Source organism: Natrinema altunense, assembly GCF_000731985.1.
In the GTDB taxonomy this organism is placed as follows: Archaea; Halobacteriota; Halobacteria; order Halobacteriales; family Natrialbaceae; genus Natrinema; species Natrinema altunense.
The window spans coordinates 797,505-820,821 of the sequence record NZ_JNCS01000001.1 but is presented as its reverse complement, the minus strand read 5'-3'; the positions used below and the strand labels follow the sequence as shown (position 1 = coordinate 820,821).

The window sequence follows — 23,317 nt, the reverse complement described above, 5'->3', positions numbered from 1 at the left end:
GCGGCGTCAAAAGGGCACCGTCACCGGAGACTTCGGCCAGTGACGGTGACGGTCGATCGGGACTCGAGTGTCGACGGAGATCGGAGATCGATCACACCCCGGCACAGGGGCTATCGTTCGTGATCAAACAGCGTTCCTGGGCCGTCGAGTTCGTCCTCGAGCCCGACCGCTCCGCAGACATCCCACAGCGTCGCGCCGTTGCTCGTGATCACCGGAACCCCCAGCCGCGACTCGAGGTCGTCGACCGCGGCCAGCGATCGGTAGTTCGTACAGGAGACGAAGACGGCGTCGAGATCGTCGCCGGCGACGACCCCGAGCACCTGCCGGGCGGCATCTGTGGGTGTCAGCGCGCCGATGGCCGTGTTCGCTGCGAGTCCGCGGCCATCGATCGACGCGACTGTGACGCCCGCGGCTTCGAGGAAGCTCCGCTCCCGCTCGTCGAGGTCGGCAGTGTACGGCGTCGCGACCGCGATCCGGTCGGCTTCGAGCGCCTCGAGCGCGCGGACGACCGAGCGGGCCGTCGCGACCGCGGGAACGCCGGCTGCCTCCCGTAGCCGGCCCTCGAGTTCGGCGTCGAACCCGGGACCGTGCAGCAGGCTCCCGGTCGTACAGACGTAGGCGACCGCGTCGATGTCGGCGTGACCGAGCAACTCGGCGGCACGGGCCGCGTCGTCGCTCATCGCGTCGAGGGCGGAGACGGTGACCGACTCGAGGGACATCCGCGCACCGTGGACGGTGATCCCGTCGGGGAGGAACGCCCGAAACTCCGGTTCGGCCGTCGTGTTCGAGGAGGGGACGATCAGTCCCACTCGTCCCTGTTGATCGTCGGGATCAGTCATCGCTTTCGGCACGGTCGGCCGGATCGCCGTGGCCGCCGCCGCCGGGAGTCCGCACGGTGACGGTCGTCCCCGCGTCGACGTCGACCGTCGTCTTCGCGGGCACCGATTCGCCGTCGATCAGGTTTTCGCCGGTCGCGCCGTCCTCGCCGCCCGCCACGCCGGTCGGCGCGTGGCGGCGGCGCTCGGTCAGCAGCGACACCGTCGCCGGTTCCTCGACGGTCACCGTTCGCTCGAGGCCGAGGCCGCCCCGATGGCGGCCGCGACCGCCGCTCCCCTCGCGGAGCGCGTAGCGGTCGACCCGCAGCGGGTACTCAGTCTCGAGGGATTCGACGGGCGTGTTGAGTGTGTTGGTCATCCCGACCTGCACGCCGTCCATGCCGTCGCGGTTCGCACGCGCGCCGAAGCCGCCACCGATGGTCTCGTAGTAGGTGAAGGAACCGTCCCGTGCGCCGATGGTCAGGTTGTTCATCGTCCCCTGTCCCTGCGCCGGCACGCGGTCTGGCGCGGCTCCGGCGAGCGCGGTAAAGACCACGTCGGTGACTCGTTGACTGGTCTCGACGTTGCCGCCGACCACGGCGGCGGGGGGGTTCGGATTCAACAGCGTACCCTCGGGCGCGCGGACGCGTACCGGCTCGTAGCAGCCGTGGTTCGGCGGAATCTCGGGATCGGTGATACAGCGAACGACGAAGTAGACGGCGCTCGTCGCGACCGCAAGCGGCGCGTTGAGGTTCCCCGCGACCTGCGCGGCGGTGCCGTCGAAGTCCACGTCGATCGTCTCGCCGTCGACCGTCACCCGAACCGCGATTTCGATATCCGCGTCGGTGACGCCGTCGCCCTCGAGGACGTCCGTCGCCTCGTAGACCCCGTCAGGCAGCGCCGCGATTTCCTCGGCGATCCGCTCGCGGGAGTAGTCGATCACGGCGTCGAACCCGGAGAGGACGGTCTCGCGACCGTGTTCGTCGAACAGATCGGCGAGGCGTTCCTCGGCGCGTTCGTTCGCCGCCTGCTGTGCGCGGAGATCGGCCCGCCGCTCGCCGGGGTTGCGAACGTTGGCGAGGACGAGCGAGCGGACGTCCCCCTGAAGGTCACCGCCGTCGACGAGCCGGGTCGGCGGGAGTCGCAGCCCTTCCTGATAGATCTCCTGTGCGCCGGCGGGCATACTCCCGGGAGTCATGCCGCCGACGTCGGCGTGGTGGGCTCGAGACACCGCGTAGCCGACGATCTCCCTATCGCCAGTTTCGTCCTCGGTACCGCCTCGACCGGGTGCGATCGGCGAGACCATCGTCACGTCCGGGAGGTGCGTGCCGCCGGTGAAGGGATCGTTGAGCAGGAACACGTCGCCCGGCTTCGGATCGTGCTCGCGGACCGCGTCGACCGCCGCGGGCATCGCACCGAGGTGGACCGGGATGTGTTCGGCCTGGGCGACCATCCGCCCCGCGGCGTCGAACAGCGCCGTCGAGCAGTCCCGCCGCTCCTTGATGTTCGGCGAGTACGCGCCGCGGATCAGGGTCTGTCCCATCTCCTCGGCGACGCTCTCGAGTTGGTTGCGCAGTACTTCCAGGGTCACTGGATCGATGCCGTCGGCCGTCTCCGCGGTTCCGTTCGGTGTCATCGTTCGTCTCCCTCCGTTCGCGTCATGACGAGCGTGCCGTCCGCCAGAATCCGCCCCGCCCAGTTCGGCGGCACGACGGTCGTGCTCTCGGCCTGCTCGAGGATCGCCGGCCCCGCGACGGACGCGCCCGCCGGAAGCCGATCCCGGTCGTAGACGGCCGCGTCCCCCGCGCCGCTGCCGGGGAAGTGCGCCTCGCGGGTCCCGATTCGTGCGTCGCCGCCCCCCTCGTGGCGGATGGTCGGCTCCGATCCGGGGACGGTCGCCGTCGCGCGGAGATTGACGACCTCGATCGATTCGTCCATCGCGTAGCCGTAGGTCCGTTCGTGGGCGTCGTGGAAGCGATCGGCGACCGCCGCCGCGTCGAACTCGTCGCCGACGGCGACGGTCAACTCGAAGCTCTGGCCCGCGTACCGGCAGTCGGCCGCGCGCTCGATCCGCGCCGCGTCCGGATCGGACGCGTCCGCGAGTACGTCGGCCACGAGGTCGTCGTAGACGGCTTCGAGGTCGGCGGGAGCCGCTCCCTCGAGTCCCACGCCGACCGTTCGAACGGCGTCGTAGCTCTCGTCGGCCGCGAGCAGCCCGTACGCGGAGAGGACCCCGCTCGGTCGCGGGACGACGACCCGGTCGACCGACAGCGAGTCGGCCAGCGCCGCGGCGTGCATCGGGCCCGCGCCGCCGAAGGCCACGAGCGCGAACTCGCGGGGGTCGTGCCCGCGCTCGACGGTGACCGACCGGATCGTCCGCGTCATCGTCGCGTTCGCGACGCGGTAGACCCCGCGGGCCGCCTCGAGCGCGCCGTCCAGTCCAGCCTCGTCGGCCAGTCGCTCGAGCGCCTCGCGGGCCGCCGCGACGTCGAGGGTCATCTCACCACCCAGCGCCGTCTCGGGGCCGATGTAGCCAAGCACGACGTTGGCGTCGGTGACCGTCGGCCGCGTCCCGCCGCGACCGTAGCAGGCGGGTCCGGGGTCCGCGCCCGACGACTCCGGACCGACCCGGAGCGCGCCGCCCGAATCGACCCACGCGATCGAGCCCCCGCCCGCGCCGACCGTGTTCACGTCGACCATCGGCGTCCGGATCGGTAAGCCGTCGATCTCCGCGTCGGTCGTCCGCTCGGCCCGGCCGTCCCGGACGAGGCTCACGTCGCTCGAGGTGCCGCCCATGTCGAAGGTGACCAGGCCCTCGACGTCGGCGTCGTCGACGGTCGCCGCGGCACCGACGACGCCCGCCGCGGGTCCCGATAGCGTCGTCGTCACGGCGTGGTCCCGCACCGTCTCGGGGTCGGCGATCCCGCCGTTGGCCTGCATGATCCGCGGGGCCGGTATCCCGGCGGCGTCGGCTTCGTCGACCAGCCGTCCGACGTAGCGGTCGATCGCCGGACGGACGTAGGCGTCGACGGCGGTCGTCGAGGTCCGCTCGAACTCGCGGAACTCCGCGAGGACCTCGTGGGAGGCGGAGACGGGAACCGCGAGTTCCTCGCGCAACGTCTCGGCGACGACGCGCTCGTTTTCGGGGTCGGCGTAGGCGTGCAGCAGACAGACCGCGACCGCCTCGACATCGCGCTCGCGCAGCGTCGCCGCCAGGTCGCGGACCTCGCGCTCGTCGACCGAGCGCTCGACGCCCTCGGTCGTCGTCCGCTCGTCGACCTCGAGCCGCCGGTCTCGAGGCACCAGCGGTTCGGGTTTTGCAGCCTCGAGATCGTACAGATCGGGCCGGTCCTGCCGGCCGATCTCGAGGACGTCCCGGAACCCCGCGGTCGTCACGAGCGCCGTCGTCGCGCCGCCGCGCTCGAGGAGGGCGTTGACCGAGACGGTCATCGCGTGGGCGAAGCCGTCGATCTCGCCGGGGTCGATGTCGGCGCGGTCACAGGCCTTGTCGATGCCCTCGAGAACGCCGACGTGTTGGGGATCGGTCGAGGGGACCTTCGCGGTGACGAGGCGGTCGTCGATCGAGAGCGCCACGTCGGTGAAGGTCCCGCCGACGTCGACGCCGATGCGCGTGGCACCGTTCGCGGCCGTTCGATCGTCGCTGGTCATCGCGTCCGCATTCGTATCGGGTTGGTTTGAATCTGTCATGTGGGGGACTGTCAGAGGACGAGTACGTCGTAGAGCGTTCGCAGGCCGATACCGACCACGACGAGCGTGACGATCCCGCCGAGCACGTTCTGGAGGGTGGTGTTCGTGTACTCGCCCAGCAGGTCGCGGTTGTTCATCGCGTAGATGAGGAAGACCGCCAGGATCGGCAACAGGAGGCCGTTGGCGACCTGTGCGAAGACGATCACCTGCACGGGATTGTAGTCGAGCGCCGAGAAGACGATGCCGACGCCGAGGATCGTCATCCAGATCGCTCGGAACCGGGTTGAGGTCAGGTCCCGTTCCCAGCCCAGCGCGCCGGCGGTGGCGTAGGCACCGGCCAGCGGCGCGCTCATGGCGCTCGTGAAGCCGGCCGCGAAGAGGCCGATCGCGAAGAACGTGAGCGCGTAGCCGCCGAAGACCGGCTCGAGCTGGTCGGCCATCTCGCCGACGTTGTCGATCTCGGTCCCCGCGGGGAACACTGCGGCGGCCGTGACGACGATCGCCGTCGTGATGATCCCGCCGACGACGATCATCCCGATCGTATCCGCGCGACACTCGGCGAGGTCCTCGGGGCCGTCCCATCGCTCCTGGACCGTGCTCGCGTGGAGGAACAGGTTGTAGCCGACGACGGTCGTCCCGACGAGGCCGGCGATGAGGTACGCCGACCCCTCGGGAACGGTCGGGACGAGCCCGCCGGTCAGCGAGCCGAGATCGGGTCGGACCATGAGCGCGTTGAGCAGGAACGCCGTCCCCATGATGCCGACGAGGCCGACGAAGACCCGCTCGATCAGTTTGTAGTTCCCCGTCCACAGCAGTCCGGCGGCGACGAGCCCGATGACCGGTCCCCAGACGTTCTCGCTGATGCCGGTGATCGTCGACAGGCCGGCAGCGCCGCCGACGATGTTGCCCGTCTGGAACGCCGCCGTCCCGATACCGATCGCGCTCACGACGAGCGTGACGGTAATCGCCTGCGGCACCGGATTGTCGAACTCGTCGCGAAACGCCTCGCCCAGACCCTCCTGTGTGATCAGTCCGAGCCGCGCGCTCATCTCCTGGAGGACGATCGTCGCCAGGATCGAGAACGCGATGGTCCACACGAGCAGGTACGCGTACTCGGCACCGATCACGCTCGCGGTCGTTACCGTTCCCGGACCGATGAACGCCGCTGCGACGAGCGCGCCCGGTCCGATCGCCTTCAGTCGGTCAATCACTCCCATGATGTATACTCACATACCCCACTCTCCGATGGCCCCAAAAGCGTTGTTAAGATCCGGACATACGGCAGATTCCACGACTCGAAAGGCGACGATCATCATATGAAATCGTATGAATCAGTATGAACACCACGGTTCGGCTCCTCTCCGCCGCCCGCGGCCAGTCCGTCTCGTCGGTCCTCGAGCGGCGGTCGGTTCGAGCGTCCGTTACTCGGCCGGCCGTTCGGTGACGATCACTTTCGAGACGCCGCCGTCGAGGTCGATCTCCGTCGGCAACTCGACGGTGCTCCGTTCGATGAACCGGGTCATAAACCAGCGAACGGCTTCCGAGGGGAAGACGAGGTGATAGACCCCCTCGCCTTCCTCGCGGACGTCGAGGAACCCACAGAAGGCGAGCCACTCGAGGAGGTCGCCGACCTCGTCGAACCGGGCCCCGTACTCCCGGGCATGGTAGTCGGCGACGCAGTCGGTCGCCTCGACGAACTCCGGATCGGGATCGCCGCCGGCATAACAGTACTCGAGGAAGGCGTGTAGGAAGTCGACGTCGAGCAGGACGTGCTCCCCCGAGGAGAGCATCCGATAGTATCGCTCGAGATTCCCGCTCGGCCGCTCGTTTGCCGCTTCGAAGTTCGCCGCGTAGAAGGTGAGTGCGTGGCGGACGACCGTACTCTGTCCGTTGTCCGTCTCGGCGACCAGCGTCTCGAGGGCCGCCGCAGAGTCGTCGTCGAGCGATACCGTTACACGCTGTGTCATGCTTTGACGAGGGTTCCCGAGACGGGTATAGTTCACGCACTCGGGGCAGGGACGTGGCCGGTCGTCGATCGGGAGCTTACCCGGTACGTAGTTCGACGGTCAGCGTCCCGTCATCGACGGTCGCGACGTACATCGTCGCGCGGTCGGCCGGAGCCGCGCCGGTCGCGCTCCCGGGGTTGAGTACCCGAATCCCTTTGACGGTCGTGTCGACGACGTCGTGGATGTGGCCCCCGACGGCGATCGGCTCGTCGGCGGGCGCTTCGGAGCGAGCGGTCTCCGCGACCCGCTCGTGCCATCCCGTCGGCGACCCGGAGCCGTGGGTCACGACGAACGTCACGCCGCCCGCCTCGAGCGTCGCGGTGTGTGGAACGTCGATCGTCGGCGGGTCCGTGTTGCCGCGGACGGCAGTTAGCGCCCCGTTCGCCAGCGCATCGATCCGGTCGTGGGCTCGCCGGGAGTCGAAATCCCCCGCGTGTATCGTCCGGTCGGCCGCCCGGAGTTCCGCGACGACCCAGTCGGGAACGTCGCGTTCCCGGGACGGAACGTGCGTATCGGCAATGATCGCGATCCGTTGCATGGTCGAGCGTACGGCGGCCAGTCCCGAAAGCGATTCCCTGCGAGGGGTCGTGGCCTCGCGTATGAGCGACTCACCGACGGCTCACGACGGACACGACGAGGCGAGCGCGAGCCACGTCGTCACCGCGTTCCTCCGCTCCCGCGGCGAGGTATTGCTGTTGCGCCGCAGCGATGCGGTCGGCACCTACGAGGGCCAGTGGGGCGGGGTTTCCGGCTTCGCAGAAGGCCGACCGGACGAACAGGTTCGCGCCGAGATTCGCGAGGAAACCGGTCTCGAGGCCGCCGCCGTCTCGCTGGTCCGTGCCGGACGGCCGGTCGAATTCGTGGACCCGGCCCTCGAGCGCGCGTGGGTCGTCCACCCGTACCTCTTCGACTGTGAGACCCGCGAGATCGAACTGAGCGAGGAACACGACGCCGCCGAGTGGGTCGCCCCCACCGAACTCCTCGAGTCGGTCGGGGACGACCGCGAGACGGTGCCCGAACTGTGGACCGCCTACGACCGCGTCGCCCCGACCGTCCGCTCGATCGCGGCCGACGACGACCACGGGGCCGCGTCCCTCTCCGTGCGCGCGCTCGAGGTGTTGCGCGATCGGGCGGGGGTGATCGTCGCCGACCGATCCGACTCCGAAGCCGATCCGGCGGCGGAGTGGGACGAACTCGCCGCCCTCGCCGATCGGCTGCTCGAGGTCCGGCCGTCGATGGCCGTCCTCCGGAACCGGGTCAACCGGACGATGGCCGACGCCGACGATCGGGCCCGGGAGGCCGGGCGGGCCGGTGCGCCGGCCGTCCTCGAGTCGGCGCTGTCGAACATCGACCGCGCGCTGTCCGCCGACGCCGACGCCGCGGCGACCGCGAGTGACCGCCTCGACGGCACCGTCGCGACCCTCTCGCGCTCGGGTACCGTGCTTGAGGCGCTCGAGACGGCCGAGCCGTCGCGGGTATTCGTCGCCGAGTCGCGACCCGCTTGCGAGGGCGTCGCCGTCGCGGAACGCCTGGCCGAGACGACCGCCAGCACCGTAACGGTCCACACCGACGCGGCGGCCGCGCACGTGCTCGCACGCGACGCTATCAGTCGAGTGGTGGTCGGCGCGGATACCGTCCGTCCCGATGGCTCAGTCGTGAACAAGGCAGGGACACGAGCGCTCGCCATCGCCGCCGACCACGAGGGGATTCCGGTATCCGTCGTCGCGGCGACGGACAAGGTCTCGACCCGGGAGGACGTGAACCTCGAGTCCGGCGCACGGTCCGCGGTGTACGACGGTGACGCGCCGATCGACGTGCTGAACCCGACCTTCGACGTGACGCCCGCCGACTGCATCGACGAAATCGTGACCGAGCGAGGGGCGCTCGCCCCCGACGATATCGCGGCCGTCGCCGAGGAGGTCCGCGAACTCGAGACGTGGCGGTCGCCGTGAGGCCCCGCGTCGCGCCGTCCTCATCGGCCGCTCACTCCGACGCCGTGGTCGCGAGGAGGCCGACGCCGACGGTGCCGACGCCGACGATCGACTCGAACAGGAGACGGAGCGTGCCGAGCCAGGGAATCCTGACCACCGCTTTGCCCACGATCCAGTCGGGCCGTACGACGGTCGTCTTCGGCTTTCCGTCGAGTTGATCGTAGTCGGCGTTCGCGTCCCCTTTCGTGATGAACCCGTCGTGGGGTGCCGGACAGGAGCGGATCTCCGCACAGGAGCGATCGTCCGTGTAGGCTGGATCGGCGTCCGCGACCCAGTTGTCGCCCGCCTCGACCCAGAAGCGGACGCGATGGATGATCGGCGTCGTCGCCGGATCGCCGTTCGGCGTGTACACGATCACGTCGCCGGCGTGCCCGAACTGCTCGTGACCGGTCGCTCGGCCGCGTTCGGCGGTTACGAGTCCCGTCCCCGCGACCGCGTCGTCGCCGGCGAACCGGTCCGCCTGGACGAGACCGATCATGTCTCCTTTGTGCATGTTCGGCTCCATGCTCCCGCTTTCGACGGCGACGAACGGCGGCCAGACGCCGCTGACCGCGAAGAGACCCAGACAGATGATCGCGACGACCGCGACCACGGTCGCGATGTCCCTGACGAGGACGACGGTCTCGTCGTCACTGTCCAATAGCCGGCGAGCGAACCCGGTCTCGTCGTCCGCATCCGCTCGAGCGGCGGTCTCGGTGCGGTCGGAACCGTCCGATGGGCCGTCGGCGCTGGCGTCCGTCATCGTCCGCCCGGGCCGCCGTTCGAGCAGGTCTCGTGGTTACGTACTGAATCCATTCACATGAATTCATGCGTGTCAATGGGATAAAAAGTATGCCTATTCGCCACGCGTTCACCCGTGAACGGTGAGATCGGCGGCCGGTTCGTGGGGTTTTTGCGTGAGTCGCGCATACTGTATCACGGTGGCGATGACGAGAGTTACCCCCGCTTAGCCCCGTGTGATGAACTCTTTCACCGAGCCACCGTCGTTTTCCATCCGGAGCCGCGCCACCCTGTAGCCGCCGCGTTGCTCCGTCGCTCGGTACGGTGGGACCGTCGCGGCCGCGATCACCGACGCGGAGTCGCCGTTCTCGATCGGCCCCGGACCACGGACTCCGAGTTCGGTTCGAACGGCAAATTTCAACCCCGGTTCGTGCGTACCGACGTCCATGGGAATCGAACTCGAGCGACTCGGAATCCACGAGTCAGTCGAAGCGGTCTTTCCGCCGGCGGAACTTGCGGACGATCTCGCCGCCCTGCCGGCCGAGATATCGGTCGTCGATGATGACGGCATTCCTTCCTGTGACGCAATCGTCACCCTCGAACACCGCGAGGCCTTTCTCGAGGTGGACTGGGTACATTCGATCCAGGCGGGCGTCGATCGGTTCCCGTTCGACGAGTTCGAGACGAACGACGTGATTCTCACGAACAGCACGGGCATTCACGACCGGACGGTCGGCGAGACGGTCGCGGGGTATCTCCTCATGTTCGCCCGTCGGCTGCACGACCACGTCGCGAACCAGCAGGAACGCCGGTGGGAACGCCCCGACTGGGACGCCGCCTTCACGCTGTCCGACTCGACGGCCTGCGTCGTCGGCACCGGTACCCTCGGACGCGGCGTCGCGGAGACACTCGGCGGCCTCGGTCTCGGGGTGCGGGGCGTCCGTCGCTCCGACGAGCCGGTCCCCGGATTCGACGAGATCTACACGACCGATCGGCTGCTCGAGGCGATCGCCGACGCCGAGTTCGTGATCGTCACCGTGCCGCTGACCGACGCGACGCGCCACCTCTTCGACGCCGCGGCGTTCGACGCCATGCGTGACGACGCCTACTTCGTGAACGTCGCCCGTGGCTCGGTCGTGGACGAACCGGCCCTGATCGACGCGCTCGAGGCGGACACCCTCGCGGGAGCCGCGCTGGACGTTTTCGAGACGGAACCCCTCCCCGAGGACTCGCCGCTGTGGGGGCTCGACGAGGTGATCATCTCGCCCCATTGCGCCGCGTACACGCGGGACTACGTCCGTGACGTCGGGGATCTCGTCCTGGAGAACGTCGACCGACTCGCGGACGGCGGGGAATTCCACAATCGCGTGGTCTGATCGTGGGGTCGACTCGAGGTGGTGCGGCCCTCGAGTGAGTACAGATATCGGACAGAACGTACGTCGGCCGGGCGCACGACTCGAGTACCACGAGAGTCGTGCAACTCGGGGGAGGGCAGGCGCTTACCCAACACGCACCGCGAGCGAACCCGAAGGGTGAGCGAGCGGGCCGACGACCGACCCGAAGGGGAGGGAGGAGTGCTTTTCATCAAAGTTTTGCCGAGGGCGCGCCCGCAGCGCAAAAGTTTGGTTAGAAGAATTTGAACAGATCGTCGCGCTCCTGCTCGTGGAGGTGGTTCCGAACGGCCTCGTGCAGGGGCTCGAGTTGTCCCCGTTTGGCACTGATCGGTGCGATCGTGTCCTGCCACTGCTTCCACGGAGGGTAGAGACCGAGGCGATCACAGAGGGCGTCGAGGCGCTCGTCTTCGTCGTCGACCTTGTCCATCTTGTTGACGGCCACGACCGTCGGCACGTCGAGGTCCCGAAGGAAGTGAAACATCTCGACGTCGTAGGGGATCTCGTCGGGACCGGAGTGGCGGTCGATGATGTCGATGACGCTCTTGCCGTCGACGACCAAAATCGCGACGAGGACGTTGTCGGCGTACTCCTCGAGGTAGTGGACGATCTCGGTTTTGATCTCCTCGCGAAGCTCCTCGTCGACGCCGCTCATGAAGCCGAAGCCGGGGAGGTCGGTGATGACGAAGTCTTCCGGTGCCCAGTCGTAGTGGTTGGGCGAGCGAGTGACGCCCGGTTTGCCACCGGTATCGAAGCTGTGGCCGGTCAACTCACGCATGAGCGTGGATTTGCCCACGTTCGAGCGGCCGACGAGCGCCACTTCGGCGTCCCGGTTGGGCCGCGTATCGAACTCGATCATAGGCGGTGTACGGCCGACCGACGTTTATACGCATTGTAACGGGAGTCGGCCGCCGGCGGACGGTCGCTCGAGTCCGCGCGGGCAATTTACCCGGGACGGAAGCCCCGAAGTTATGATCCGGGGGCGTCTCAGATCGACACGTGCGGCTCGTACAGCTGACGATCCCGACCGGGCAGCGCGAGGCGATCTTCGACGTCCTCGACGGACGGGAGGTCGACTACGTTGTCACCGACGAAACCAAGAGCCGGGAGTACACAGCGGTCGTCTACTTCCCGCTCCCGGACGCGGCCGTCGAACCGGTCCTCGACGAACTGCAAGACGCGGGGATCGACGACGACGCCTACACTGTCGTCGTCGACGCGGAGACGGTCGTCTCCCGTCGGTTTCAGGCGCTACGCGAGGAGTACGAGGAGAACGACGTCGGTTCCGACCGGATTTCGCGCCAGGAGCTGCAGGCCGAAGCCGACGATCTGACGCCGACGTTCCCCGTTTACGTGGTGATGACGGTCATCAGCGCCATCGTCGCGACCGCGGGACTCCTGTTGGATTCGCCGGCGGTCGTCGTCGGGTCGATGGTGATCGCGCCCCTGATCGGACCGGCGCTGGGGGCCAGCGTCGGCACGGTGATCGACGACGAGGACCTGTTCGTCGAGAGCGTCGCCTACCAGATCATCGGCGTGATCGTCGCGATCGCGGCCGCGGCGCTTTTCGCACTGCTGGTGCGGTCGTTGAACATCGTCCCGCCGGATCTCGTCCTCTCGAGCGTCGGCGAGATCTCCGAGCGGCTCGCGCCGGACTTGCTGTCGCTCGCGATCGCACTCGGCGCGGGGGTCGCGGGCGTCGTGAGCATCGCGACGGGAACGTCCGTCGCGCTCGTCGGCGTGATGATCGCGGCGGCGTTGATCCCGCCCGCCGGCGTCGCGGGGATCGCGCTCGCATGGGGCCAGCCGACGTCCGCGATCGGCGCGACGGTGTTAGTCCTCGTGAATCTCCTGTCGGTGAACCTCGCCGGCCTGTTGACGCTGTGGTACGCCGGCTACCGGCCGGAGAACCTGTTTTCGCTCGGCGAGACGGAACAGCGCCTCCGACAGCGGATCGTCGGGCTCGTCGTCATCGTTCTCGTCTTTACGGTGTTTCTCTCCGGAATTACCTACGCCTCCTACGAGGCGGGCAACTTCGAACAGGACGCCCGGGAGGATGTCGAGACGGTCCTCTCACAGGACCGGTACGAGGACTATCAGCTCCTCGAGTTCCAGCTCGTGATGGACGACGACTACCCGTTCCGGAACCCGGAGCGGGTGGTCGTGACGATCGGCGGCCCGCCCGGCCAGTCGGCACCAGATCTGGCCGATATCCTCCACGACCGGATCAACCGCCACGCCGACGGCTCCGTCACCGTCGAGGTCAGATACGTCGAAGTCGTCGAGCGCGACGCCGGCTAACTGAGGTTGCGGGACACGCCGGAGACGTCGGTCGTTTGCGCTCGTTTCGGGGCGCTGCGTTCGTGCTCGAGCGTGAACGGCTCCGACATCGACAGCCCCGCGGTGGCTGGAGCAGCCGGCAGCTTCGGATCCCGTATCGGCTCGGTCGACGGCCTCGTCTCCGGCTGCAACGGGTCCCGAGTCCGGTGTGACGGTCCCGTGTCACATCGGCGGCTAGCCGTCGAACGGCAGCTCCGGCTCGTAATCGATCGCGTCGACGGCGGCGTCGAGTACCGTCTCGACGTTCGCACCGGTCTCGACGCTCATGGTGTAGTCCGCCGCGACGGCCTCGGTCAGGTCACCGTCCTCGAAGCGGTCTTCCTTGTTCGCGATCGTGAGCACGGGGATCGCCTCGAACCGGGCCGAGATCGCATCCCGGAGCTCGAGTTGCGAGGCGATCGGATAGCCGCACTCGCCGGTGGGATCGACCACGACGAGCATGCAGTCGGCGAGGTGCTCGATGGCGCTGACCGCCTGGGATTCGATCTCGTTGCGCTCCTGTGGCGGGCGATCGAGCAGGCCGGGGGTGTCGACGATCTGGTAGCGGATGTGCTCGCGTTCGAAGTGGCCGACGCCGATCCCCTTCGTCGTGAAGGGATAGGAGGCGGTCTCGCCGCGGGCATTGGTAACGTCGTTGACGAACGAGGACTTGCCGACGTTGGGGTAGCCGGCGACGACGATCGTCGGCTCGTCGGGGTTGATCTCCGGCAAGTCGCGCAGGTCGTTGCGCGACTCGTTGATGTACAGCAGGTGGTCGTCGACCTGCTCGACGATGTCAGCCAGTCGGGCGAAGGCCTGCTTGCGGTGCTTGCGCGCCGTGTCCACGTCGGTCTTCCGGAGGCGCGGCTGGTACTCCTCGTGGATTTCGCGGGCCTTCCGGCTGGCCCACATCACTTCCGACAGCGCCTGCCGGAGTCGGTCGACGTCGACGATCGCGTCGGCCAGTTCGTAGTAGAACGGATGGACGTCGTCCTCGTACTCGAAGTCCGGCCAGGCCGTGACCACGTTTTCCAAGTTGTCCGAAATGATGTTCGCCGCCGTCTGGAGCATCGACTGCTGGGCCTCGAGGCCGCCCTTGGCCTTGCCGGCCCGCGCCGCCCGCGAGAACGCCTTGTCGATCAGCTCTTCCGACGTGGGCGTGGTCGGAAGGTCTTCGAAAATCATGTCCAGGGCTAGAGCCCCCGGTCATAAAGGGCGTTCGTTATGGACCGAACGGCGGCGTCCGCGCTCGCATGACGGACTGCCATGCGGTCTTCGTCTGGTTCGTCCGCGGGAGCGGCCACTTCGCATCGGGCCAGCCGGTGGCTTCGTCGCGGGACCTTCGACCGGCGGCGGCTTCTGGCACGGACCGCTTGCGGGCGCGTTCGGCGGTTGTCATCGGCGGACGCCTCATCGGCGTGGTGGTCGGTGACGTCGGCCTCGCGCTCGGTCCCGCGAGAGCCGCCCCGCCGTGCTTGGTCGTGGTCTCGCTCCGAGAACGGATGACGCCGACCGCGTTCAGGCCGACGCCATCTCCCGACAGCTCTCGGCGCACTCCGGCAGCACCTCGGCGCAGGCCTGACAGTGCTCGTGGTCGTGTTGCTCGCACTCCGCGGCACACTCCTCACAGAGGTCCGCACAGAGTTCGCCCAGTTCCCGATGATATCCCGAGTTACGAGCCATAAACCGGGCGTGCAGCGAAGCGATGTCCGCCACGTCCCGGCAGAGCCGGATGCAACGAGCCATCTCGTCGCCTTCGCCTGCACAGGCGTCCGCACACCACTCGCAGACCTGTGCGGCTTCGAGGCAGTTGTCGATACACTCCTGCATGTGGTCGTCGGCGTGCTCGAGTTGTTGGAGCGCCATGGCACGAGCATCGACGCCAGCAGGAGGCATCAACCTAGTACGGGCGGCTGCAAGCAGCACGCGGCCGCCGAGTTCACCGCGGCCGGCTCACTCACTCGCCGTGCCACGACTCTTCCCGTCGGTCGGTCTCGGTCGCGCCACCGTGCGGGTCGGTCGCGTCCCGACCGGACGTGGCGTCGGGGCCGTCGCCGTTCGCGGCCGCCGATTCGGTCCCGGAAGGGGTCGTCGGCTCGGGGTCGTCGGGTCCCGGCGCGACCGCCGGTACGTCGACCGCGTTCACCGCGTGGCGGACGATGGCGGTCCCATCGATTCCCTCGACGGTCGCCTCGGTCGTGAGCACGATCCGGTGGGCCATCGTCGGTCCGGCGAGCCGCTTGATGTCGTCCGGCGTCACGTACGATCGCCCCTCGATCAGCGCCGCGGCCCGGGCCGCCTCGAACACGCGCTGGACGCCGCGGGGCGAGACGCCGATTTCGGCGCGCTGGTCCGCCCGCGTCTTCCGCGCGATCTCGACGATGTAGCGGCGGACCTTCTCGTCGACGGTAACTTCCTCGGTCAGGGTCTGCAGGAGCCGAACCGCGTCCGGACTGGCGACCGGCTCCACGCTCGGCGAGAGCGAGCGGCGGTTCGCCCGGCGCTCGAGCAGCCCCATCTCGCCCTCGAAGTCGGGGTAGCCGAGCGAGGTTTTGACGCTGAAACGGTCGCGCTGGGCCTCCGGCAGTCGGAAGGTCCCCTCCTGTTCGATCGGGTTCTGGGTCGCGACGACCAGGAACGGGTCCGGCAGGTCGTAGGTCGTCCCGTCGACGCTGACCTGTCGTTCCTCCATGGCCTCGAGCAGCGCGGCTTGGGTCTTCGGCGGCGCACGGTTGATCTCGTCGGCGAGGACGACGTTCGTGAACACCGGTCCCGGCGCGAACTCGAACTCGCCGGCCTGTTCGTCGTAGATCGTCGACCCGGTCACGTCCGAGGGCAACAGATCCGGCGTGAACTGGAGTCGCGTGAACTCCAGCCCCATCGCCTCGGCGATCACGCGCGCGGTGACCGTCTTGCCCGTCCCCGGCACGTCCTCGAGCAGGACGTGTCCGCGGGCCAGCGTCGCCGACAGCATGGCGTGGAGGACCTCGCGATCGACGACCGCGGCCTCTTCGATGCGGTCGACGACGCGCCGGACGGTGCGTGCGGCGTCGTCGGCTGTCGCGTTCGTCGCGTCCATACACGACAATGCAGCTAGATACTCAAGAACCCTCCCCATCGAGACCTCCGGAGCCGTCCGCGATCGGGACCGCCGGCGTCCCTAGCCGCGCACCGGGAGCAACAGGAGCAACGCACCGAGCGCGACGACGACCGCACCGCCGGCCGCGCCCCCGCCCGCGAAGAAGCCGGCACGGAGCACCTCGAGACCGGTGACGACGACGACGGCACCGATCGCGACGGCGACGGCGACGGCACCGTGGAACAACTCGAGTCGGCGGGTATCGGGAAGGTGACCGAGCTCGGCCGTCAGTCCGAGCCCGAACGTCGCGCTATCCCAGACGAGGATGGCACCGGCGATACAGGCGAAGACGACGAGCGGATTGGCACGACCCACGCCGATGGCGGCCACGACGAGTCCCGTCGCAGCGACAGCCGGTCCGGTGGCCCGTGCGGGGAGCAGGCCGAGTCCGACGCCGACGGCACCGCTCCCGACGACGATCAGGAACGCGATCGGTCCCAGTACCAGCGCGACGACGAGGCCCAGTCCGAGCAGGATGGGGCCGATTGCGAGGCCGGCCCCCGCGACGATGAGTACCAGCCCGAGCAGCAACGGCAGGGAGAGTCCGACGCCGACGACGGCCGCGGCGGTCCGCCGCGTCGTCCCGGCGGAGTCGTCGCGGGTCAGCCGTCGGAGCAGGACGGCGACCGCGCCGGCGAGGAGACTCACCGCGCCGACGGCGACGATCGGCCAGACGACCAGCGGCGAGGACAGCGACGTGAGTAGCCACGCGAGCACCGGGACGCTCGTCACCGCGGTGTCGACGCCCGCCAGTCCGAGGGCACCGAACCCCACGAGAGCACCGATCGAGCCGACGGCCGTGTACAGGAGGCGTTGCCTGACGGCGGTGAGCCGCCGCTCGATCGTCGGACGACGGTCCCGCGGCGTCACCTGCCGAATCGGGAGCCACCGTAACGACAGCCGAACGACGCCGGCCGTCCCCGCGACGATCAGGAGGAAGCCGGTCAGGGACGCGACCGGCGTCGAAAACCCGATTATACTGGTCAGGACCGTCCAGCCGAAGTAGACGACGGCCGTCAGGATCCCCATCAGCACGAGCGAACACAGCATCGAGGCGTAGCTGATCACGCTGCCCGCCGCGGCGGTGCCCAGCCCGTCACCGCCGATATTGGCCCAGGAAGCCCCGATCCCGGCGAGCGCGAGCGCACAGCCGCTCGCAGCGATCCCGGCTCGAGCGACGAACGGGGCCGCGAGCACGATCAGCGCGAACGCCGTCCCGAACGTCAGCAGGAACGCGTGGGCCACGACCAGGCTGACGAACCCGTCGCGCTCGAGCAGGCCCACGCCCGCGACGGCCAGCCCGACGACCGGACCGAGCGTCGGCAACAGCGACGGCTCGCCGATCTCGAAACCGACGACGCCGACGATCGCGACGACGATCAGGCTGGCGAGCCAGAGGCTCGCCGTCCGTGCTCGCCCCTCGTCGCCGATTGCGGACGGCCGATCGAGGCGCGGTCCGGCGAGGGACATCTACTCGCCACCTCCCCATCGCCGCGAGTCGGCGGCCGGGTTCGATCCGGCCCTCTCGTCAGGGCCGCCGTTCCAACTGCTGTCCCTCTTCCCTCCGGCCCCAGTGTTCGAGCTGCTGGCGCTGCCCCCGGTCGATCGACGGCTCGAGCGGCGCGCGTCGACGGCGAAGGCCTGCTCGATGACCACCGGCAGCGGCGTGCCCCGCCGCCAGTCGACCGTGCGCGCACCGGTGGCCTGACAGCGGGCGAGCCGGGTCCGCCGCCGCGTCTGTTCGAACTGGCCGCTGACGGTGTTCGACGGAACGATGTCCGGCGAGACGAGGACGACCGGCAGCCCTGCGCCCCGCCACGTTTCGACCGCGGCTACGGGCGGGTCGTCGAGAACGGGCGAGAACAGCGCAACCTGAGCGGTCGTCGGTGCGAGTTCGAGCACCTTCCGGACCTGCCGCCTTGTCCGTCCGCCGCCGGCCGTCCGTGGCGTACTCGAGTCGCGGTCGGCTGCGGCTTCGTCCGCGACCCGCCGGAGGAACTCGAGCGCACGCCGTCGCTGTGCCGGTCCGCTCGCCGGCTCGAGCCAGCGGCAGCCGGCGGGGCCGGGACCGTCCGTCCCGATGACGGCGATGCCGACATCGTGGCCGTGGTCGAGCAGGTCAGACAGCGCGCGGGTCGCGGCGTACGCTCCGTATTCGACGGCCGTCGGCCGGCCCCGGCCGGCGACGACGCGGTTCGCCGGTCGCGCGTCGACGACCAAGACGACGGTCGCCGACACGTGTCGGTCGTAGTTGACCGTCGCGAGCGTCCCGCGTTTCGCGTAGTGTCGCCAGTCGATGCGGTCGGCGGGGTCGTCGCGATGGTACTCCCGGATCGAGTGAAACGAGATCCCCGTGCCGGGTTCGTCGGCCGTCAACTGCCCGACCCGCGTCGAGCCGTCCTCCTCGATCGGCGGCGCATCGGCCGCGAGCCGACAGACGAGCGCCCGGTCACCGGACACCGGCAGCGTCGTCGTGGCCGTCGCGCTCACGCCGAGCCCGCGGACGCGACACTGGGGCGGGTCGAAGTCGTACTCGCCGTGGCGAGCCACGACCACGTACTCCATGGTGTGGCTGTCGCCGGGCTCGAGCGTCGCGCCGGCCCGCGGCGTCCCCTCGAGGACGGCGATCGACGCGGGGACGCCGTCGGCGATCCGGAGGTCCGTAATCGTCCGATCGGAGCCGTTGGTCACCTCGAGCGTGACGGTGACCGGCTGGCCCGGCGGTGCGGGCGTCGGCGTCACCGATCTGGTCGCGACGAGGTCGGCGGGCACGCGAACGCGGGATAGCGAGCCGTAAGCGACGAAGACCAGCGGGACGACCGCGCCCAGCAGGAGGACGGGGTTTCCGTCGACGATGCCGGCGACCGTAAGCGCGACCGTCGCGGCGAGAGCCCCGCGCCAGCGCACCCGTCGGTCGATCACGCGTCGGTCACCTCCGGGTCCCCGTCCCGTGGCCCGTCGGTTCGGTCGGTATCGGTCCCGTCTCCGTCGGTTCGCTCCCCGGCCGCCCGATCGCGGTCGTCCCCGGCTCGAGGCCGAACCGGCTGCGGTCCGCGAGCGGTCGCGCGCGGCTCGACGGCCCGCTGGAGACGGCCGTCTGCCCCGCGCTGGAGGTCCTCGAGACTGGGCTCGAGCACCGGGACGGTCCGCGGGGCGGTCTGGCCCGGGACTGTCGGCAGGGCGTCGTCGGCCGCTTCGGCAACCGCGTTCGTCGCCCGGCGGGCCCGTCGGCGCACGACGCGTTCCGGGTACAGCCATGCACGAACGCGGTCGCGGAGCGGCCGCGGCGGCGGCTCGATCGCCGGTGCGAGGACGCTGGCGGCGACCCGATCGTCGGTCCAGCTGCCGTCCGCCAGCGTTTCCTCCGCGTCCGACCGCGGTCGGCCGCCCTGCTCGAGGGCGTCGAGCAACGCCGTCCGGAGCGGGGACCGCACGACTTCGATGCCGTCGTCGACGGTGCCAGAATCGCGGGCCGTCCCGCAGGCCGTCTCGATCACCCCGGCGAAGGCGTCGCTCGAGAGCGCGGGGTCGCGCTCGGTGCGCTCGGGAGCCGGATTCGCGAACGGTTCGTCGGCCGCCCAGGGCACCGCCGGCGCGTCAGCCGTCGTATCGAGCGCCCCGCGAACCGTCCAGAGGCCGAGCCCGAGCGCGACGAGCGTGAGCAGGGCGACGAGACCGACGGCGTCACCCGTCCCACTCGAGGTGCCGACGCCGACGATCGTTCCGATCACGACGAGCGCCACGCCGCACAGGGTGACGAGTCGCTGCCGACGCCGGCTCACGGCTCTCCCTCCGTCCCGGGTTCCGGATCGCGGGACCGGTCCGTCGGGGACAACGACCGGGTTCCGTCCTCGTCTCGTTCGGCCGCGGCCTCGGCTGTCGTCGCCTCCGTCTCGGCCGTTCGAGCGCGTTCGACCGCGTCGTAGGCCTCGGCCGCCCGTTCGCGACGACTCGCCGAGCGAGGGCGACCGCCGTACTCAACCTCCCGGAAGAGCGTCGTCAGTTTCCGAACCGGCCTTCGCGGATACCCCTTCGAGAGCGCGCGGCGTTCGATCTCTCCGGGGGTACGCGTGCGCCACCGTCCCGGCGCGACCTGGCGTGCGAACGCCCGCCACAGGTCGCGAAACGAGCGCGTCTCGGCCGCCGCGTGGCTCGTGTCCGTCGTCGCCGTCTCGGCGTCCGGCTCCGCGTCGCGGTCTCGCGCGTCCGTCTGCGGGTCGTCCCCGTCGGTACGGGCCGCCATCACGCCGGCGGCTGCGAGCGCTGCAGTGACGAGGACCGCCCCACGGACACCGTCGACGACGTAGCCGCCCGCGATCAGCGGGACCGACCCGACCCCCGCCGCGATCGCCCGCAGCGGCAGCGTTCGGACGGTCCCGAGCGCCGCCTCGAGCCCGGACCGGACGCGTCCCGGCACCGTTCCGAGCCAGGCCGCGAAACGTGCCCACAGCCCCCGACCGGACCGCGGCAACGACCGGACCCACTCGTGGACGGCCCCGGCCAGCGCGTGCAGCCACTCGAGGAGGACCTCGAGTCGGTCGACGAGTCCCAACCCGAGAGCGACGAGTCGGGACAGAAGCCGGTCCAGCCAGTCACGTGGTGAGGAGCAGTCGCGGACACTGAGACTGGGCGATCCCCGCCCGGACCGCGACAGGCCGACGGCGAGCGCGAGCAGACAGACGCCGCCGAGGACGGCGATCCCGGCCCACTGCCCATAGAACGCCTCGGCGACGAGTACCGCGGCGACTCCCGCCGTTCCGCCGAGGACGGCCATCGGCCCGCGTCGGCCGGCGTGGCGATAGGAGAGCGCCATCAGTCCGAGGATGATACTCGAGAGCACGAGTGCGGACCCGCCGTAAGCACCGACGAGCGAGACGCTGGCGGTCTGGCGTTCCGTGCTGACCGTCACCGTCGCGGTCGGATCGAGCGGCAATCCGGTCGCCAGCCGACCGTCTGCGTCCGTCGCCCCCACCCTCTCGCCGTCGACGGTTACCGTGGCACCCGCGACTGGTTCGCCGTTGGTCGTCGCTTCGACGGCCCCGGGACTGCCGGGGATCGGCGCGATGCCTGCGGGAGCAAACGCCGCCTCGAGCAACAGAACATCGACCGTCGTCGTCCCCGCGAAGTCGCCGCGGGCAACCCCGATCTCGAACGTATCCGTACCGTCGTCGGGCACCCTCACTGTGGCCTGCCCGCTCCCGTCCGTCTCTCCGACTGCGGTGCCGTCGACGGAGACGGTCGCCTCGCGCATCGGTACGTCCTCGACCGCTGCGTCGATCGTGATCGTCTCGCCAGGATACGGCTCGCCGTCGACATCGATTGTAACCTCACCGTCGACCGCGTAGGACCCGGTGGCGTTCCCCGCCGACTCCTCCTGTACGCTCGCCGCGGGTGTGGCCGACGACGCGAGGGCAGGCGTGCTCGAGGCCGATGGAGCCACCGACGCCGTCGGTACCGTCGCGGCCGCAGCCGGCAAATCGCGGCGCGCGCTCGGCACTGCTCCGATCTCGGGTTCCGGGCTACCCAATCCCCGAACGTCGGCACTGGACTGCCGAGCGTCGTCGGAGTGATACCCTGCGCTCCCGCTCGTCGTGGACGAGGGCAGCGATGTCGCCGTCCCGGCGCGGCACGTCGCGTCGGTCGCCGTCCCGACGCGGATGACCAACTCCTCGACGTACGGCACCTCGCCGGTCACCCGGCCGGCGTCGTCCGTCTCACCGACTCGCCGCTCGTCGAACCACACCGGCGTCTCCGTGAGCGGTTCGCCCTCGTACCGGATCGTCGCCGTGAGCCGGCTGCCGGGGACCGGCTCCCGATCCAGCATGATGACACACTGTGGCTTCCCGTCGGTCTTCGTCGGCGGCTCGACGTCGTCGTTCCGATCGAGATTGAGCCACTCGAGCAGTCGTCGCCAATCGAAGCCGCCGCCCGGGCCGTCGCCCGGCTCGCCGTCGGCGTTACCGCCGTCATCGCTCCCGTCGACGTCGGTGTCCGGGTTGAAATCGATGTCCGGCACGATGCCGTCCCAGTCGACGTCGGCCCCGGGGCTCGAGTCGCTCTCGCCGCCGGTGAGGCCGGGCGCGAGCGCGGCCGTCAGTACGAGCGCGAGCGCCGCCAGCGCGACGAGCGAGACCTGTCGGTAATCGGCTCCGCCGGACGCGGCATCGTCTGCATCGTCGGGTGTGGCGTCGTCGGACACGTGGACTCACTCCGTTCGCGGTCGGCGCGGCGGCCGACCTGTCGATACCGCAACGAGTGACTATGGCACCTACCCCACAATGAAGGTACACGTTCGCGACCCGCGGTCGATCGGCCCGGCAAGCAGCAGCCGCTCGATAGTGGGACTCGATCTCGCTGCCGAACCGCGATTCCCGTCAGCGCCGCGCCTCGAGTTCGGCCTCGAGATCCGACAGTTCCATGTCCTTCATCGCCAACAGGACGAGCAAGTGGTAGACGATATCGGCGCTCTCGTGGGCGATCTCCTCGCGATCGTCGTCTTTCGCGGCCAACACGAGTTCGGTCGTCTCCTCGCCGAGTTTCTCCAGCACTTCGTTCTCGCCTTTCTCGTGGGTGAACAGCGAGGCGGTGTAGGAGTCCTCGGGCAGCCGTTCCTTCCGGTCTTCGATGACCGCGAACAGGTCCTCGAGTACGTCGTCCATCTAGAGCTCACCCGACACGTTGCGGATGTCTTCGAGTTCGTCGAACTTCTCGCTGTCGTCTCGGCTGTCCTCGAAGACGTCCTCCGTGATCTCGATCGCCGCGTTCGTCCGGGCGGCCAGCGCGAGCGAATCGCTCGGTCGGGCGTCGATGACCGTCTCGCCGCGGGGCGTCTGGAGGTGGATGTCGGCGATGTAGGTACCGCCCTGTCCGTCGTCGCGCTCCTCGATCTCGGTGACGACGATCCGGTCGATCCGGCTACCCAGTTCCTCCATGACATCGAGCAGGAGGTCGTGTGTCAGTGGTCGCCCGATGTCCTCGGCCTCGAGACCGCGAGCGATGCTGGTCGCCTCGCTGAATCCGATGAAGATCGGCACGACGTCGCTTTCCCCCTCGACCGCGAGGACGACGACCGGGACCGGTCCTTCGGGGGTCCCCGCGACGCGAACGGCGTCGATGGATGCCTGCATAGCCACATCCTCGGGGGGAAGGGGGAAAACATGTCCGGTCGCGAATGCATGCACGGCGGGATCGGCCGCCGGCTCCGATCCCCCGGCCCACGGCGAGGACG

The 23,317-nt window shown here is 69.4% G+C and carries 22 protein-coding genes; 3 read left to right on the top strand and 19 right to left on the bottom strand.

What is annotated here, in order from left to right:
- Nucleotides 1-110: 110 nt before the first annotated feature.
- The 6 genes from ALTAJ2_RS04150 to ALTAJ2_RS04125 form a co-directional block, all read right to left on the bottom strand.
- The gene (locus tag ALTAJ2_RS04150) at nucleotides 111-839 is read right to left on the bottom strand and encodes a maleate cis-trans isomerase family protein (protein WP_007110966.1); all 729 of its coding nucleotides are present in this window, start codon (nucleotides 837-839) and stop codon (nucleotides 111-113) included.
- Nucleotides 832-2,451: a hydantoinase B/oxoprolinase family protein gene (locus ALTAJ2_RS04145; RefSeq protein WP_007110965.1), complete on the bottom strand. Its 1,620-nt coding sequence runs from the start codon at nucleotides 2,449-2,451 to the stop codon at nucleotides 832-834. Before ALTAJ2_RS04145 ends, ALTAJ2_RS04150 begins: the two co-directional genes overlap by 8 nt.
- Complete coding sequence (locus ALTAJ2_RS04140) at nucleotides 2,448-4,484, bottom strand: hydantoinase/oxoprolinase family protein (RefSeq protein ID WP_007110964.1); 2,037 nt, start codon at nucleotides 4,482-4,484, stop codon at nucleotides 2,448-2,450. The genes ALTAJ2_RS04145 and ALTAJ2_RS04140 overlap by 4 nt, the downstream gene beginning before the upstream one ends.
- A gap of 50 nt (nucleotides 4,485-4,534) precedes the next feature.
- Entirely contained in the window at nucleotides 4,535-5,740 is a 1,206-nt protein-coding gene (locus ALTAJ2_RS04135; RefSeq protein WP_007110963.1) for an Nramp family divalent metal transporter, read from the bottom strand.
- Between the two features lie 204 nt (nucleotides 5,741-5,944).
- Complete coding sequence (locus tag ALTAJ2_RS04130) at nucleotides 5,945-6,490, bottom strand: ribbon-helix-helix protein, CopG family (RefSeq protein WP_007110962.1); 546 nt, start codon at nucleotides 6,488-6,490, stop codon at nucleotides 5,945-5,947.
- Between the two features lie 76 nt (nucleotides 6,491-6,566).
- Nucleotides 6,567-7,067 (bottom strand): metallophosphoesterase family protein, encoded by a 501-nt coding sequence (locus ALTAJ2_RS04125; protein WP_007110961.1) that lies wholly within the window; start codon nucleotides 7,065-7,067, stop codon nucleotides 6,567-6,569.
- Here ALTAJ2_RS04125 and ALTAJ2_RS04120 point away from each other — a divergent pair.
- Nucleotides 7,066-8,481 carry an NUDIX domain-containing protein gene (locus tag ALTAJ2_RS04120; RefSeq protein WP_007110960.1) on the top strand — a complete coding sequence of 472 codons (1,416 nt, stop codon included), beginning with the start codon at nucleotides 7,066-7,068 and terminating at the stop codon, nucleotides 8,479-8,481. The genes ALTAJ2_RS04125 and ALTAJ2_RS04120 overlap by 2 nt on opposite strands.
- Before the next feature lie 31 nt (nucleotides 8,482-8,512).
- Here the strand turns inward: ALTAJ2_RS04120 and ALTAJ2_RS04115 are convergent, their stop codons facing one another.
- Both ALTAJ2_RS04115 and ALTAJ2_RS04110 read right to left on the bottom strand, forming a co-directional pair.
- Nucleotides 8,513-9,262, bottom strand: coding sequence for a S24/S26 family peptidase (locus tag ALTAJ2_RS04115; protein WP_007110959.1), 750 nt, complete (start codon nucleotides 9,260-9,262; stop codon nucleotides 8,513-8,515).
- A 204-nt stretch (nucleotides 9,263-9,466) separates the two neighbouring features.
- Nucleotides 9,467-9,688, bottom strand: a complete 222-nt coding sequence (locus ALTAJ2_RS04110) for a hypothetical protein (RefSeq protein ID WP_007110958.1) — start codon at nucleotides 9,686-9,688, stop codon at nucleotides 9,467-9,469.
- Here ALTAJ2_RS04110 and ddh point away from each other — a divergent pair.
- Nucleotides 9,687-10,616 carry a D-2-hydroxyacid dehydrogenase gene (gene ddh, locus ALTAJ2_RS04105; protein ID WP_007110957.1) on the top strand — a complete coding sequence of 310 codons (930 nt, stop codon included), beginning with the start codon at nucleotides 9,687-9,689 and terminating at the stop codon, nucleotides 10,614-10,616. The genes ALTAJ2_RS04110 and ddh overlap by 2 nt on opposite strands.
- 250 nt (nucleotides 10,617-10,866) lie before the next feature.
- On the opposite strand, the gene engB is transcribed toward ddh, so the two are convergent.
- Nucleotides 10,867-11,490, bottom strand: coding sequence for a GTP-binding protein EngB (gene engB, locus ALTAJ2_RS04100; protein ID WP_007110956.1), 624 nt, complete (start codon nucleotides 11,488-11,490; stop codon nucleotides 10,867-10,869).
- Between the two features lie 140 nt (nucleotides 11,491-11,630).
- Between engB and ALTAJ2_RS04095 the strand changes: the two genes are divergently transcribed.
- Nucleotides 11,631-12,932 (top strand): TIGR00341 family protein, encoded by a 1,302-nt coding sequence (locus ALTAJ2_RS04095; protein ID WP_007110955.1) that lies wholly within the window; start codon nucleotides 11,631-11,633, stop codon nucleotides 12,930-12,932.
- Between the two features lie 213 nt (nucleotides 12,933-13,145).
- Here the strand turns inward: ALTAJ2_RS04095 and ALTAJ2_RS04090 are convergent, their stop codons facing one another.
- The 10 genes from ALTAJ2_RS04090 to ALTAJ2_RS04050 form a co-directional block, all read right to left on the bottom strand.
- The gene (locus tag ALTAJ2_RS04090) at nucleotides 13,146-14,135 is read right to left on the bottom strand and encodes an NOG1 family protein (RefSeq protein WP_007110954.1); all 990 of its coding nucleotides are present in this window, start codon (nucleotides 14,133-14,135) and stop codon (nucleotides 13,146-13,148) included.
- 37 nt (nucleotides 14,136-14,172) lie between these two features.
- A complete protein-coding gene (locus ALTAJ2_RS19410; RefSeq protein ID WP_160163711.1) occupies nucleotides 14,173-14,349 on the bottom strand; it encodes a hypothetical protein in 177 nt (58 codons plus the stop codon).
- Nucleotides 14,350-14,468: 119 nt separating this feature from the next.
- Nucleotides 14,469-14,816, bottom strand: coding sequence for a four-helix bundle copper-binding protein (locus tag ALTAJ2_RS04085; protein WP_007110953.1), 348 nt, complete (start codon nucleotides 14,814-14,816; stop codon nucleotides 14,469-14,471).
- Between the two features lie 91 nt (nucleotides 14,817-14,907).
- Entirely contained in the window at nucleotides 14,908-16,029 is a 1,122-nt protein-coding gene (locus ALTAJ2_RS04080) for an AAA family ATPase (protein ID WP_007110952.1), read from the bottom strand.
- A gap of 81 nt (nucleotides 16,030-16,110) precedes the next feature.
- On the bottom strand, nucleotides 16,111-17,559 hold the full coding sequence (locus ALTAJ2_RS04075) for a hypothetical protein (protein WP_007110951.1): 1,449 nt from the start codon (nucleotides 17,557-17,559) through the stop codon (nucleotides 16,111-16,113).
- A complete protein-coding gene (locus ALTAJ2_RS04070) occupies nucleotides 17,560-19,011 on the bottom strand; it encodes a DUF58 domain-containing protein (RefSeq protein WP_007110950.1) in 1,452 nt (483 codons plus the stop codon).
- A complete protein-coding gene (locus tag ALTAJ2_RS04065; RefSeq protein ID WP_049901074.1) occupies nucleotides 19,008-19,871 on the bottom strand; it encodes a DUF7269 family protein in 864 nt (287 codons plus the stop codon). The genes ALTAJ2_RS04070 and ALTAJ2_RS04065 overlap by 4 nt, the downstream gene beginning before the upstream one ends.
- Entirely contained in the window at nucleotides 19,868-22,288 is a 2,421-nt protein-coding gene (locus ALTAJ2_RS04060; protein WP_007110948.1) for a DUF4129 domain-containing protein, read from the bottom strand. Before ALTAJ2_RS04060 ends, ALTAJ2_RS04065 begins: the two co-directional genes overlap by 4 nt.
- A gap of 175 nt (nucleotides 22,289-22,463) precedes the next feature.
- On the bottom strand, nucleotides 22,464-22,748 hold the full coding sequence (gene hisE, locus ALTAJ2_RS04055; protein WP_007110947.1) for a phosphoribosyl-ATP diphosphatase: 285 nt from the start codon (nucleotides 22,746-22,748) through the stop codon (nucleotides 22,464-22,466).
- Entirely contained in the window at nucleotides 22,749-23,216 is a 468-nt protein-coding gene (locus ALTAJ2_RS04050) for a bifunctional nuclease family protein (RefSeq protein ID WP_007110946.1), read from the bottom strand.
- Nucleotides 23,217-23,317 lie beyond the last annotated feature (101 nt).